Raw genomic sequence first — 13586 nt, 5'->3', positions numbered from 1 at the left:
CAAAAGATCGCAGCCTGCGGCAGCTCCTACAGGGATCGGGGTGTTTTTGAGTTTTTTGGACGACACGCAAACCTGTGAGAGCTTGCCTGCAAGCGATGGCGGCGGGTCAGTCACTATCCATGCTAAATGGCAGACCGTATTCGCGAGCAAGCTCGCTCCCACAGTCATCTCGATTGTGATCGGAATTTATGAACGATACAGATCCAGTGTGGGAGCGAGCTTGCTCGCGAAAGCGGTAGATCAGGCAGCAAAAAAAACGGCACCTTACGGTGCCGTTTGCTTTCACACATCAACCATCACTTGCGCGCATCCGCCCACGATTTCAGCAGTTCGTTGTAGCTCACGGTCTCGCCCTTCGGCTTCTCGTTGGCCAGTTTCGGTTTTGGTGCGCCCGGCTGGTCGAACCAGTATTGCGCGTCGCGTTCCGGGTTCATTTTCGGTGCGCACGTGGCTTGCGCCTTGGAGCGTTCCAGACGCGTCATGATTGCGTCCTGATCCTTGGCCAGGCCATCCAGCGCCTGTTGCGGGGTTTTCTCGCCGCTGGCCGCTTCGGCGATGTGGCTCCACCACAGCTGCGCCAGACGCGGATAGTCCGGCACGTTGGTCCCGGTCGGGGTCCATTGCACGCGGGCCGGGCTGCGGTAGAACTCGACCAGGCCGCCGAGTTTAGGCGCCAGATCGGTCATCGCCTGCGAGTTGATGTCCGACTCGCGAATCGGCGTCAGGCCGACGATGGTTTTCTTCAGCGACACGGTTTTCGAGGTGACGAACTGCGCGTACAGCCACGCCGCCAGCTTCTGTTTCTCAGGCGTGGATTTCATGAACGTCCACGAACCCACATCCTGATAGCCGAGCTTCATGCCCTCTTCCCAATACGGCCCGCGCGGCGACGGCGCCATGCGCCATTTCGGTGTGCCGTCGGCGTTGACCACCGGCAGGCCCGGTTTGGTCATGTCGGCGGTGAACGCGGTATACCAGAAGATCTGCTGGGCGATATTGCCTTGTGACGGCACCGGGCCGGACTCGGAGAACGTCATGCCCGCCGCTTCCGGTGGCGCGTAGGCCTTGAGCCAGTCGACGTATTTCTGCGTGGCGAACACTGCCGCCGGGCCGTTGGTGTCGCCGCCGCGGGTCACGCTGGAACCGACCGGATGGCAGTCCTCGACGCGAATCCCCCACTCGTCCACCGGCAGACCGTTGGGCAAGCCTTTGTCGCCACCACCGGCCATGGAGAACCAGGCATCGGTAAAGCGCCAGCCCAGCGACGGGTCTTTCTTGCCGTAATCCATGTGGCCGTAGACACGCTTGCCGTCGATTTCCTTGACGTCTTCGCTGAAGAATTTGGCGATGTCTTCATAGGCCGACCAGTTCACCGGCACGCCCAATTCGTAACCGTACTTTTCCTTGAACTTGGCTTTCAGATCGGCGCGTTCGAACCAGTCGGCGCGGAACCAGTACAGGTTGGCGAACTGCTGGTCGGGCAGTTGATAGATCTTGCCGTCCGGCGCGGTGGTGAACGAGATACCGATGAAGTCCTTGATGTCGAGGGTCGGTGAGGTGAAGTTCTTGCCTTCGTTGGCCATCAGGTCAGTGATCGACTCGGTCTTGCCGTAGCGAAAGTGCGTACCGATCAAATCCGAGTCGTTGACCCAGCCGTCGTAGATGTTCTTGTCCGACTGCATCACCGTCTGCATTTTTTCCACCACGTCGCCTTCTTGCAACAGGTCGTGGGTGAGTTTGATCCCGGTGATTTCGCTGAACGCCTTGGCCAGCACCTTGGACTCGTATTCGTGGGTGGTCAGGGTCTCGGAAACCACTTTGATTTCCATGCCGCGGAACGGCTCGGCGGCCTTGATGAACCACTTCAATTCTTCGAGCTGCTGATCCGCCGTCAGGGTTGACGGTTTGAATTCGCTGCCGATCCACTTTTTCGCAGCGTCTTCGTAGGCATCGGCCCAGGCCGAAGCGCTCAAACCGCTGAGTGCGAGCATGGCTGCCAATGAAATGCTATGTCGCAGCTTATTGTTTTTATCGAACATAGAGACCTCCAGTTAGAGTTTCGGAGCACGATTGCCGAGCGACTCGACTAGCCCCAGCGCATCACAACCAACAGCCACACCAGAGACAGCGCGGACGCCACCCAGATGCTCCAGTCGGTGACGCCGATTACCAGCAGATGCAGGTAGGCGCTGCCGAGAAGACCGATGAACAAGCGATCGCCACGGGTGGTGGCAATCGGCAGAAAACCGCGGCGCAGGATGCTCGGCGAGCGCAGTTCCCAGGTGGTCATGCCCACCAGCAACAGGCCGATGGCAATAAAGAACCCCGCCGTGGGGGTGGTCCAGCTCATCCATTCCATCATGCGTTCCTCAGACCCGACCCAGGGCAAAGCCCTTGGCCACGTGGTTGCGAACAAACCAGATCACCAGCATGCCCGGCAGGATGGTCAACACCCCCGCCGCTGCCAGCACGCCCCAGTCGATGCCCGAGGCCGACACGGTGCGGGTCATCACCGCCGCGATCGGCTTGGCGTTGACCGACGTCAGCGTGCGCGCCAGCAGCAGTTCGACCCAAGAGAACATGAAGCAGAAAAACGCCGTGACACCGATCCCGGAGCCGATCAGCGGGATGAAAATCTTCACGAAGAACTTGGGGAAGCTGTAGCCGTCGATGTAGGCGGTTTCGTCGATTTCCTTGGGCACCCCGGACATGAACCCCTCAAGAATCCACACCGCCAGCGGCACGTTGAACAGACAGTGCGCGAGTGCCACGGCGATGTGCGTATCGAACAGCCCGATCGACGAATACAACTGAAAGAACGGCAGCAAAAACACCGCCGGCGGCGCCATGCGGTTGGTCAGCAGCCAGAAGAACAGGTGCTTGTCACCGAGGAAGCGATAGCGCGAAAACGCGTACGCCGCCGGCAGCGCCACACTCAGCGAGATCACCGTGTTGAGGCTGACGTAATACAGCGAATTGAGATAACCGGTGTACCAGCTCGGGTCGGTGAAAATCACCTTGTAGTTGTGCCAGGTGAAATCCTGCGGGAACAGGGTCAACCCGCCGAGGATTTCGGTGTTGCTCTTGAACGACATGTTCAGCAGCCAGTAGATCGGCACCAGCAGGAACAGGATGTACACCAGCAACGGAATCAGCTTTCTTTTGTGCATGGCCGGGCCCTCAGCGATTGGCGTCGGAATGGGTCATGGCGGTGTAGAACAGCCACGAGACCAGCAGGATGATCAGGAAATACACCAGCGAAAACGCCGCTGCCGGGCCCAGATCGAATTGGCCGACCGCCATCTGCGTCAAGGTCTGACTGAGGAAGGTGGTGGCATTACCCGGCCCGCCACCGGTGAGCACGAACGGCTCGGTGTAAATCATGAAACTGTCCATGAAGCGCAGCATCACCGCGATCAGCAGCACGCTCTTCAACTTGGGCAACTGAATATGACGGAACACCGCCCAGGCCGAGGCGCGGTCGATGCGCGCCGCCTGGTAATACACGTCGGGAATCGCCCGCAACCCGGAGAAACACAGCAGCGCCACCAGCGAAGTCCAGTGCCAGACGTCCATCACCAGCACCGTGACCCAGGCGTCCATGGTGTTGGCCGCGTAGTTGTAGCTGATGCCCAGCGCATTCAGGCTCGAGCCGAGCAGACCGATGTCGGCGCGACCGAAGATCTGCCAGATGGTGCCAACCACGTTCCACGGGATCAGCAACGGAATCGCCAGGATGATCAGCACCACTGACGACCAGCGACCCTTGGTCGGCATGGTCAGGGCGACGGCGATGCCCAGCGGAATTTCAATCAACAGCACGCAGGCCGAGTAGATGAACTGGCGCAGCAGCGAGTCATGCAGACGCGGATCGAGCAGCACCTGTTTGTACCAGTCGGCGCCGACGAAGTAGCGGCTGGACTGGTCGAAGATGTCCTGCACCGAGTAGTTGACCACGGTCATCATCGGGATCACCGCACTGAACGCCACCAGCAGGAACACCGGCAACACCAGCCACCAGGCCTTGTTGTTCTGCACCTTGTTCATGGCTGCACCTCGGTAGAGTCGGTGTCTTCAAGAAGAAACTCGTCGGCGTAGACCATCAGCCACTGCGCCGGAAAACTGATGTACGCGGTGCCCTGCGGCACCGGTTTGTCTTCGGCCAGACGCACCTTCAACGGCGCGCCGTCGAGGTCGAGGGTGAGGATCTTGTAGGTGCCCAGGTCTTCGACGTGAACCACCCGCGCCTGCATCGCCTCGTCAAACGGTTCATCCCAGACATGGATGAACTCCGGGCGGATGCCGACCTTCAGATTTTTCCACTGGCCGTGTTCGATATGCCGCTGCAAGGCGTCGGACAACGGCAGGTGCGTGGAGGCGAAACCGACCCCACCCGGCTGCGGCTGCACCTCGATCAGGTTCATCCCCGGGCTGCCGATGAAGTAGCCGACAAAGGTGTGGCTCGGCCGCTCGAACAATTCCCGCGGGGTGCCGAACTGCACGATCTGCCCGCCGTACATCACCGCGATCTTGTCAGCGAAGGTCGAGGCCTCCAGTTGATCGTGGGTGACGTAGACCATGGTGATGTTGAACTGCTCGTGGATCTGCTTGAGCTTGCGTCGCAGCTTCCACTTCAGGTGCGGGTCGATCACCGTCAGCGGCTCGTCGAAGAGGATCGCCGAGACGTCGTCGCGCACCAGGCCGCGGCCCATGGAAACTTTCTGCTTTTCGTCGGCGGTGAGGTTGCGGGCCTTCTTGCTCAGCAGGTTTTGCAGGTCGAGGACTTCGGCGATTTCCTGCACTTTGCTGTGCACTTTCGCCTCGGCCATGCCCTGATTTCTCAGGGGAAAGGCCAGGTTATCGAACACGGTCATGGTGTCGTAGACCACCGGGAACTGGAACACCTGGGCGATGTTGCGCTTCTCCGGAGTCAGGTCGTTGACCGCTTTGCCATCGAACAGCACATGCCCTTGCGAGGGGCTGAGCAGGCCGGAAATGATGTTGAGCAAGGTCGACTTGCCGCAACCCGAAGGGCCGAGCAAGGCATAGGCGCCGCCCTGCTCCCAAATATGGTCCATTTCGCGGATTGCGTAATCGTCAGGCCCGCTCGGCTGCTTGCTGTAGCTGTGGGCCAGGTGCTGCAAACGGATTTCGGCCATCAGGCAACCCTCGCGACACGCCGGCCCGGTGCCTGCACCAGACGGCCCTGCGCATCGAACACGAACAGTTTGTGGGTCGGGATGTAAATGCGGATCGGCGCATCGACGTCGTATTCGTGCACCCCGGGCAGGTGCAGTACCAGCAGGAAATGTTCGTTGCGCACGTGCAGGAAGGTTTCCGAACCGCTGATCTCGGCCACCTCGACGGTAACCGCCAGTTCCAGATCGTCATCGTTGCTCGGCACCAGCGAAATATGGCTGGGGCGCACGCCGAAGCGGAACTCGCCCTCGCCCACCGGCCGTAGATCGACGTTCAACGGGAAGTGCACGAAGTTGGCAAAGCTGACTTCGTTGCCAGCAATGCGCCCGGGCATCAGGTTGATCGGCGGTTCGGAGAACAACTCCGCTGCCAGCACGGTTTGCGGCTGGTGATACACCGAAGTCGACGGGCCGCTCTGGATCACCCGACCTTCGTGAAGAATGGTCGTGGTGCCGCCCAAGGCCAACGCTTCGTTGGGCTCGGTGGTGGCGTAAATCGCGATGGTGTGGCGGGCCTTGAACAGCTCGCGCATCTCTTGGCGCAGTTCTTCGCGCAGCTTGTAGTCGAGATTGACCAGCGGCTCGTCGAACAGGATCAGTTCAGCATCCTTGACCAGCGCCCGGGCCATCGCCGTGCGCTGCTGCTGACCGCCGGACAGCTCCAGCGGATAGCGCTGCAGGAACTTCTCAATGCGCAGCATCCGCGCGGTTTCCTGCACCTTGCTGTGGATGATGTCCTTGGCGACACCGGCCTGACGCAGCGGCGAGGCGATGTTCTCGAACACGGTCATGGTCGGGTAATTGATGAACTGCTGATAGACCATCGACACGTTGCGCAGGCGCACCGGGCGCTGGGTGACGTCGACGCCGTTCATCAGGACGCGGCCGCTGTCGGGCTTGTCCAGACCGGCCATCAAACGCATCAGGCTGGTCTTGCCGGACAGCGTGCGGCCGAGCAGAACGTTGAAGGATCCGGGTTCGAAGGTCAGGCAGGCATCGTCGATCCAGGTCTGGCCCTCGACGGTACGGCTGACGTGCTCCAGGGTGAGTGACATGGCTCGGCCTTTTTTATTATTGGAGTCAAGCGACCTGTGCAGCAGAGCGACATTCGTGCCAGAAACGGCAAGTGGTTGATTTGTCGTGAAAAGTGTCGAAAACGTGGGGAACGGGGGTTCATTGCTGAACACATTTGAACAGTCGGGCGATTGACAATGAACAATAGTGAACAACACTCTATGAACTGTTCACGCACCCTGTAGGAGCTGCCGAAGGCTGCGATCTTTTGACTTTTGTTTTCAAGAATAAGATCAAAAGATCGCAGCCTGCGGCAGCTCCTACAGGGGAATTGTGTGGGTCATAACAATAATAAAAACGCTGCATCAGAGGCCCACCGCCATGGCCGCACCTGCCCCGCCGCTGTCCCACGACGCGATCGTCCAGACCTCCTGGCAGCGTTGCCGCGCCTTCGGCCTCGACCATCAAAGTGCCCCGGCCTTCGNTGTGTGGGTCATAACAATAATAAAAACGCTGCATCAGAGGCCCACCGCCATGGCCGCACCTGCCCCGCCGCTGTCCCACGACGCGATCGTCCAGACCTCCTGGCAGCGTTGCCGCGCCTTCGGCCTCGACCATCAAAGTGCCCCGGCCTTCGACCAACTGCCTGCCGCCGGCATTGCGCAATTGCTCGATCGTCACCACTCACTGGTGCAGACCACGCATCAGGAAGTCCTGCCGTACTACGAGAACATCCTGAGCAACTCCAACTGCCTGATCATGCTCGCCGACCACCAAGGTCAGGTGCTGACATCTTGGGGCACTCAGCGCTTTATCGAGCCGAACCTGGCCCGGGGTTTTCGCGCCGGAGCGAGCTGGATGGAACGCTGCAGCGGCACCAATGCCATCGGCACCGCGCTGGCCTGCGAGCAAGCGGTACACATCGAACACGATGAACACTTTCTCAAGGCCAACCGCTTCATGACCGGTTCTGCCGCGCCGATTTTCGATGCCGAGCGTAAGGTCATCGCCGTGCTTGACGTGTCCAGCGACAGCTACCTGCCGCCCTCGCACACCTTGGGCATGGTCAAGATGATGAGCCAGACCGTGGAGAACCGGCTGATCCTCAACCTGTTCCACGGCCAGCACTTTCAACTGACCTTCAACACCGGGTTGAACAACCTCGACAGTCAATGGGCCGGTTTGCTGATTTTCGATGAGAGCGGTCAAGTGCTGTCGGCCAATCGCCGCGCGGACAATCTGCTCGGGGTGCGCCTGTCGCGGGTCAGCGTCGAAAGCCTGTTCAACGTGTCGCTGCTGGAGCTGCTGAATCAGCCGGACGGCTTGCCGTTTGCCTTGCAGACCTCGGGGCGCAACCGTTTCCAGTGCCTGTTGAAGCGACCGCAACAGGCGCCTGTTCAGCCTCGGGTATTTGCCGAACCGAAAACGGCGCCGATCAAAGCGCCGGGCGTGATCAGCCTCAACTCTCTGCATTTTGGCGACAGCCGCGTGGAAAAAGCCGTGCGTCAGGCCGAACGCCTGCTGGAAAAAGACATCCCGCTGCTGATCCACGGTGAAACCGGGGTCGGCAAGGAAGTCTTCGTCAAAGCGCTTCACCAAGCCAGCTCCCGCAGCAAACAGGCATTCATCGCCGTCAACTGCGCGGCGATCCCCACCGAACTGGTGGAGTCGGAACTGTTCGGCTACGAAAAAGGCGCGTTCACCGGCGCCAACCAGAAAGGCAGCATCGGCCTGATCCGCAAAGCCGATAAGGGCACGCTGTTCCTCGACGAGATCGGTGACATGCCGCTGCCGACTCAGGCGCGGTTGTTGCGGGTGTTGCAGGAGCGCTGTGTGCAACCGGTGGGCAGCAGCGAGTTGTTCCCGGTGGATCTGCGGATCATCTCGGCGACCAACCGCTCTTTGCGCGAGCAAGTGCAATTGGGCCGGTTTCGTGAGGACTTGTACTACCGAATTGGCGGTTTGACACTGGAACTGCCGCCGCTCAGAGAGCGCGGTGATAAAGAGGCGCTGTTCAAACGCCTGTGGGAGCAGCATCGCGAACCGACACAATGGGCCGGGCTCAGCCGCGAAGTGCTGGAGCTGTTCAGTCGTCATCCATGGCCGGGCAATCTGCGTCAGGTCAGCAGCGTGATGCAGGTGGCGCTGGCCATGGCCGAGGAACAACCGGTACGGCCAGAGCATTTGCCGGATGATTTTTTTGTCGATCTGGAGATGGAGCCGGTGGAAACGGCAGCGCCGTTGGGGCTGGACTTGAATGACGTTGAAGCGTTGAACCGCGAGTTGAAGGCGGCCGGGGGGAATATTTCGCACCTGGCGCGGCGGTTGGGGGTGAGTCGGAATACGCTGTACAAGCGGTTGCGGCAGGCTGAATGACAACTCGGCCTTGAGGGCCTCTTCGCGAGCAGGCTCGCTCCCACAGGGGATTCGTGTCGTGCACGGAAAACGGACTTCACGAAAATCCACTGTGGGAGCGAGCCTGCTCGCGAAGGCGTTAGCCCGGTCAACGCTGGTCCTGAGGAAGAAAAAACAAAACCCGCACAAGGCGGGTTTTGTCTGTCACAGGTCAGGCAATCAGTCAGCCAGACGCCAGGTCGTGCCGCCCTTGCCGTCTTCCAGCACCACGCCCATTGCCGTCAGCTGGTCACGGATACGATCAGACTCAGCCCAATCCTTACCCGCACGTGCCGCCAGACGTGCAGCAATCAGCGCGTCGACTTCAGCGGCATCGACACGCCCTTCGGCACCCGCCTGCAGGAAGTCATCGGCTTCCAGCTGCAACACCCCCAGCACGCTCGCCAGTTCTTTCAGACGTGCCGCCAGTCCGGCCGCCGCGTCGAGATCGCTCTCGCGCAGACGGTTGATCTCGCGCACCATCTCGAACAGCACCGCGCAGGCTTCCGGCGTGCCGAAGTCGTCGTTCATCACCGTGGTGAAACGCTCGACGAAGGCTTCGCCGCCGGCCGGAGCAACGCTCGGCAGGCCTTTCAACGCGTGGTAGAAACGCTCGAGTGCGCCCTTGGCGTCCTTGAGGTTGTCTTCCGAGTAGTTGATCGCGCTGCGGTAGTGGCTCGACACCAGCAGGTAACGCACGACTTCCGGGTGGTACTTGTCGAGCACGTCGCGAATGGTGAAGAAGTTGTTCAAGGACTTGGACATCTTCTCGCCATTGATACGGATCATGCCGCAATGCATCCACGCATTGGCGTAGGTCTTGCCGGTGGCCGCTTCGCTCTGGGCGATTTCGTTTTCGTGGTGCGGGAACTCCAGGTCGCTGCCGCCGCCATGAATGTCGAAGGTCTCACCGAGGCAGCAGGTGGACATTACCGAGCACTCGATGTGCCAGCCCGGACGCCCGGCGCCCCACGGCGATTGCCAGCTCGGCTCGCCCGGCTTGGCGGCCTTCCACAGCACGAAGTCCAGCGGGTCTTCTTTCGACTCGTCGACTTCGATGCGCGCGCCGATGCGCAAGTCTTCGATCTTCTTGCGCGACAGCTTGCCGTAGCCCATGAATTTGGCGACGCGGTAATACACGTCGCCATTGCCCGGGGCGTAAGCGAAGCCTTTGTCGATCAGGGTCTTGATCATCGCGTGCATGCCCGGAATGTGATCCGTGGCGCGCGGCTCCATGTCCGGTTTCTTGATGTTCAGGCGTGCTTCGTCTTCGTGCATCGCGGCGATCATGCGTTCGGTCAGCGCTTCGAACGACTCACCGTTCTCGCGGGCACGATTGATGATCTTGTCGTCGATGTCGGTGATGTTGCGCACGTAGGTCAGGTCGTAACCGCTGAACCGCAGCCAGCGGGTCACCAGGTCGAACGCGACCATGCTGCGGCCGTGGCCGAGGTGGCAGTAGTCGTACACGGTCATGCCGCACACGTACATGCGCACCTTGTTGCCATCCAGCGGCTTGAAGACTTCTTTGCTCTTGGTGAGCGTGTTGTAGATCGTCAGCACTTTATATTTCCTTGACGCGAATCACTGGCCCCACGAATCACGCAGGGTCACGGTACGGTTGAATACCGGCTGACCTGGTTTCGAGTCCTTGATGTCGGCAACGAAGTAGCCTTCGCGCTCGAACTGGAAACGGTCCTCCGGCTGTGCGTTGCCAAGCGATGGCTCAGCACGACAACCGGTCAGCACTTGCAGTGAGTCAGGGTTGATGTTGTCGAGGAAACTCGCGCTGTCTTCGGCCTTCTCCGGGTTCGGAGAACGGAACAGGCGATCGTACAGGCGCACTTCGCACTCGATGCTGGCAGCCGCCGGCACCCAGTGGATCACGCCCTTGACCTTGCGGCCTTCAGGGTTCTTGCCGAGGGTGTCCGGGTCGTACGAGCAACGCAGTTCGACGATGTTGCCGTCGGCATCCTTGATCGCTTCGTCGGCACGAATCACGTAGCTGCCGCGCAGACGCACTTCGCCGTTCGGCTCCAGGCGCTTGTAGCCCTTTGGCGGTTCTTCCATGAAGTCATCGCGGTCGATGTAGATTTCACGGGCGAACGGCAGCTGGCGCACGCCGAGTTCTTCTTTCTGCGGATGACGCGGCAGTTCGAGGTTTTCGACCTGACCTTCCGGGTAGTTGGTGATCACGACTTTCAGCGGGCGCAGCACGCACATGGCGCGCGGGGCGTTCGCGTCTAGGTCCTGACGGATGCTGAACTCGAGCATGCCGAAGTCGACCACGCCGTCGGAACGGTTGGTGCCGATCATGTCGCAGAAGTTGCGGATCGAGGCCGGCGTGTAGCCACGGCGACGGAAGCCCGACAAGGTCGACATGCGCGGGTCGTCCCAGCCATTGACGTGTTTCTCATCGACCAGTTGCTTGAGCTTGCGCTTGCTGGTGATGGTGTAGTTCAGGTTCAGGCGGCTGAACTCGTACTGGCGCGGGTTGGCCGGCACCGGCAGGTTCTCCAGGAACCACTCGTACAGCGGACGATGGCTTTCGAATTCCAGGGTGCAGATCGAGTGGGTGATGCCTTCGATGGCGTCCGACTGACCGTGGGTGAAGTCATAGTTCGGGTAGATGCACCACTTGTCACCGGTCTGATGGTGATGGGCGTGACGAATGCGGTACATGATCGGGTCGCGCAGGTTCATGTTCGGCGAGGCCATGTCGATCTTCGCGCGCAACACACGGGCGCCGTCCGGGAACTCACCGGCGCGCATGCGGGCGAACCAGTCGAGGTTCTCTTCCACCGATCGGTCGCGGAACGGGCTGTTCTTGCCCGGCTCGGTCAGGCTGCCGCGGTATTCCTTGGCCTGCTCCGGCGTCAGGTCGTCGACGTAGGCCTTGCCGGCCTTGATCAGCTCCACCGCCCAGTCGTGCAACTGGTCGAAATACTGCGAGGCGTAGCGCACTTCGCCGGACCACTCGAAGCCCAGCCACTTGACGTCGGATTCGATCGCGTCGATGTATTCCTGGTCTTCCTTGGCCGGGTTGGTGTCGTCGAAACGCAGGTGCGTGACGCCGCCGAACTCCTGGGCCAGGCCGAAGTTCACGCAGATCGACTTGGCGTGGCCGATGTGCAGGTAGCCGTTGGGCTCAGGCGGAAAACGGGTGACGATCTGGGTGTGCTTGCCCGAGTCCAGGTCTGCCTGGATGATCGGCCGCAGGAAATTGACCGGCACGGCAGGGCCGGACTTGGCATTCGAGGTAGGGTCGACAGTGGGCTTGCTCATAGGATCCTTGACTTACATGTGCGCGGCCACAAAGGGGGCCAGACAAAACAAAGCCGCTATCATAGCCGATGCTGTCAAGGGGCTGACAGAGCGCGGCCTATAAAGGCGTGCATTTAATCGACGGGTTTTGGAAAAACAGCCTCGAAATTCGCGCCTGTCACGCTAAACTGCGCACCTTGGCCCATGGGCTGAACCGGTAACGGGCCGAAATGTCCCATTACCCACGAATTCCTTATAAAGAGTAGCGATCATGACTCAAGTCAAACTGACCACCAACTACGGCGACATCGTCATCGAACTGGACGCGGAAAAAGCGCCGATCACCGCTGCCAACTTCATCGAATACGTTAAGAAAGGTCACTACGAGAACGTGGTGTTCCACCGCGTGATCAAGGGCTTCATGATCCAGGGCGGCGGTTTCGAGCCTGGCATGCAGGAAAAGAAAGACAAGAGCCCAAGCATTCAGAACGAAGCTGACAACGGTCTGAAGAACGAGAAGTACACCGTTGCCATGGCCCGCACCATGGACCCGCATTCGGCCTCGGCGCAGTTCTTCATCAACGCCACCAACAACAGCTTCCTCAACCACACCGCCAAGACCGCTCAGGGCTGGGGTTATGCCGTGTTCGGTAAAGTGGTTGCCGGTACCGACGTCGTCGACAAGATCGAAGGCGTTGCCACCACTTCCAAGGCCGGTCACCAGGACGTGCCGAAAGACGACGTGATCATCGAGAAAGCCGAGATCATCGAAGCGTGATATTGCTGATTTCAGATTTGCATCTGGAAGAGGAGCGCCCGGACATCACTCGGGCGTTTCTGGATTTGCTCGCCGGACGCGCCCGCTCGGCGAGTGCGTTGTACATTCTCGGCGACTTCTTCGAAGCGTGGATTGGCGACGACGCCATGACGCCCTTCCAGCGTTCCATCTGCCAGGCCCTGCGCCAATTGAGCGACAGCGGCACGGCAATCTTTCTGATGCACGGCAATCGCGACTTCCTGCTCGGCAAGGCTTTCTGCAAAGCAGCCGGCTGTACGCTGTTGAAGGATCCGAGTGTCGTGCAGTTCTACGGCGAACCGGTGTTATTGATGCACGGCGACAGCCTGTGCACCCGCGACGAAGCCTACATGAAGCTGCGACGCTACCTGCGCAACCCGATCACCCTGTTCATCCTGCGCCACCTGCCACTGAGCACCCGCCACAAACTGGCGCGCAAGCTGCGCAGTGAAAGCCGCGCGCAGACGCGGATGAAGGCCAACGACATTGTCGATGTCACGCCGGACGAAGTTCCGCGGATCATGCAGGAATATGGAGTGAAAACCCTGATTCACGGCCATACCCATCGCCCGGCAATCCACAAGCTGCAGCTCGGCGAGCAGGCGGCGAAGCGGATTGTGCTGGGGGATTGGGATCGTCAGGGTTGGGCGTTGCAGGTGGATGAGAACGGGTTTGCCCTGGCGCCGTTCGACTTTGCCCCACCGCCGGCCCTGCCTGCTCCCGCAATCTAACAGCCAAGATCAAAAGATCGCAGCCTGCGGCAGCTCCTACATTGGAATGCGTTTCCCTGTAGGAGCTGCCGCAGGCTGCGATCTTTTAGCAATCACCGCACAATCAATGTCCGGACGCGGCCGGGCCTGCTTTTGCGGCAAACGGCGGCTTCGCCAGCCACACAATCAGAATCAGCCCCATGAACCCCC

At 60.2% G+C, this 13586-nt stretch carries 11 protein-coding genes; 3 read left to right on the top strand and 8 right to left on the bottom strand.

What is annotated here, in order from left to right; all coding sequences use genetic code 11:
• Positions 1 to 296 precede the first annotated feature (296 nt).
• Genes HXW87_RS14315 through HXW87_RS14290 form a run of 6 tightly spaced genes read right to left on the bottom strand, consistent with a single transcriptional unit; the run spans position 297 to position 6253 of the window.
• On the bottom strand, positions 297 to 2039 hold the full coding sequence (locus tag HXW87_RS14315) for an ABC transporter substrate-binding protein (RefSeq protein WP_047291695.1): 1743 nt from the start codon (positions 2037 to 2039) through the stop codon (positions 297 to 299).
• Positions 2040 to 2086: 47 nt separating this feature from the next.
• The gene (locus tag HXW87_RS14310) at positions 2087 to 2359 is read right to left on the bottom strand and encodes a DUF2160 domain-containing protein (protein ID WP_027614647.1); all 273 of its coding nucleotides are present in this window, start codon (positions 2357 to 2359) and stop codon (positions 2087 to 2089) included.
• Positions 2360 to 2369: 10 nt separating this feature from the next.
• Positions 2370 to 3170 carry a carbohydrate ABC transporter permease gene (locus tag HXW87_RS14305; protein ID WP_041073277.1) on the bottom strand — a complete coding sequence of 267 codons (801 nt, stop codon included), beginning with the start codon at positions 3168 to 3170 and terminating at the stop codon, positions 2370 to 2372.
• A 10-nt stretch (positions 3171 to 3180) separates the two neighbouring features.
• A complete protein-coding gene (locus HXW87_RS14300) occupies positions 3181 to 4047 on the bottom strand; it encodes a sugar ABC transporter permease (RefSeq protein WP_007961995.1) in 867 nt (288 codons plus the stop codon).
• A complete protein-coding gene (locus HXW87_RS14295; protein ID WP_041073275.1) occupies positions 4044 to 5159 on the bottom strand; it encodes an ABC transporter ATP-binding protein in 1116 nt (371 codons plus the stop codon). The genes HXW87_RS14300 and HXW87_RS14295 overlap by 4 nt, the downstream gene beginning before the upstream one ends.
• Positions 5159 to 6253 carry an ABC transporter ATP-binding protein gene (locus HXW87_RS14290; protein WP_047291688.1) on the bottom strand — a complete coding sequence of 365 codons (1095 nt, stop codon included), beginning with the start codon at positions 6251 to 6253 and terminating at the stop codon, positions 5159 to 5161. The genes HXW87_RS14295 and HXW87_RS14290 overlap by 1 nt, the downstream gene beginning before the upstream one ends.
• A 493-nt stretch (positions 6254 to 6746) precedes the next feature.
• Between HXW87_RS14290 and HXW87_RS14285 the strand changes: the two genes are divergently transcribed.
• Positions 6747 to 8588 carry a sigma-54-dependent Fis family transcriptional regulator gene (locus HXW87_RS14285; protein ID WP_239779117.1) on the top strand — a complete coding sequence of 614 codons (1842 nt, stop codon included), beginning with the start codon at positions 6747 to 6749 and terminating at the stop codon, positions 8586 to 8588.
• Between the two features lie 198 nt (positions 8589 to 8786).
• Here HXW87_RS14285 and cysS read toward each other — a convergent pair whose 3' ends face one another.
• A complete protein-coding gene (gene cysS, locus HXW87_RS14280) occupies positions 8787 to 10169 on the bottom strand; it encodes a cysteine--tRNA ligase (protein WP_239779116.1) in 1383 nt (460 codons plus the stop codon).
• Positions 10170 to 10190: 21 nt separating this feature from the next.
• Positions 10191 to 11891, bottom strand: coding sequence for a glutamine--tRNA ligase/YqeY domain fusion protein (locus tag HXW87_RS14275; RefSeq protein ID WP_047291683.1), 1701 nt, complete (start codon positions 11889 to 11891; stop codon positions 10191 to 10193).
• A 250-nt stretch (positions 11892 to 12141) separates the two neighbouring features.
• Between HXW87_RS14275 and HXW87_RS14270 the strand changes: the two genes are divergently transcribed.
• Both HXW87_RS14270 and lpxH read left to right on the top strand, forming a co-directional pair.
• Positions 12142 to 12648 carry a peptidylprolyl isomerase gene (locus tag HXW87_RS14270; protein ID WP_027614639.1) on the top strand — a complete coding sequence of 169 codons (507 nt, stop codon included), beginning with the start codon at positions 12142 to 12144 and terminating at the stop codon, positions 12646 to 12648.
• Positions 12645 to 13397: a UDP-2,3-diacylglucosamine diphosphatase gene (gene lpxH, locus HXW87_RS14265; protein ID WP_239779115.1), complete on the top strand. Its 753-nt coding sequence runs from the start codon at positions 12645 to 12647 to the stop codon at positions 13395 to 13397. The genes HXW87_RS14270 and lpxH overlap by 4 nt, the downstream gene beginning before the upstream one ends.
• The last annotated feature ends 189 nt before the right edge of the window (positions 13398 to 13586 follow it).

Origin of the sequence: Pseudomonas sp. Y5-11 (assembly GCF_022368695.1) — a bacterium.
Taxonomy (GTDB): Bacteria; Pseudomonadota; Gammaproteobacteria; order Pseudomonadales; family Pseudomonadaceae; genus Aquipseudomonas; species Aquipseudomonas parakoreensis.
This window is presented reverse-complemented; position numbering and strand designations above follow the sequence as displayed.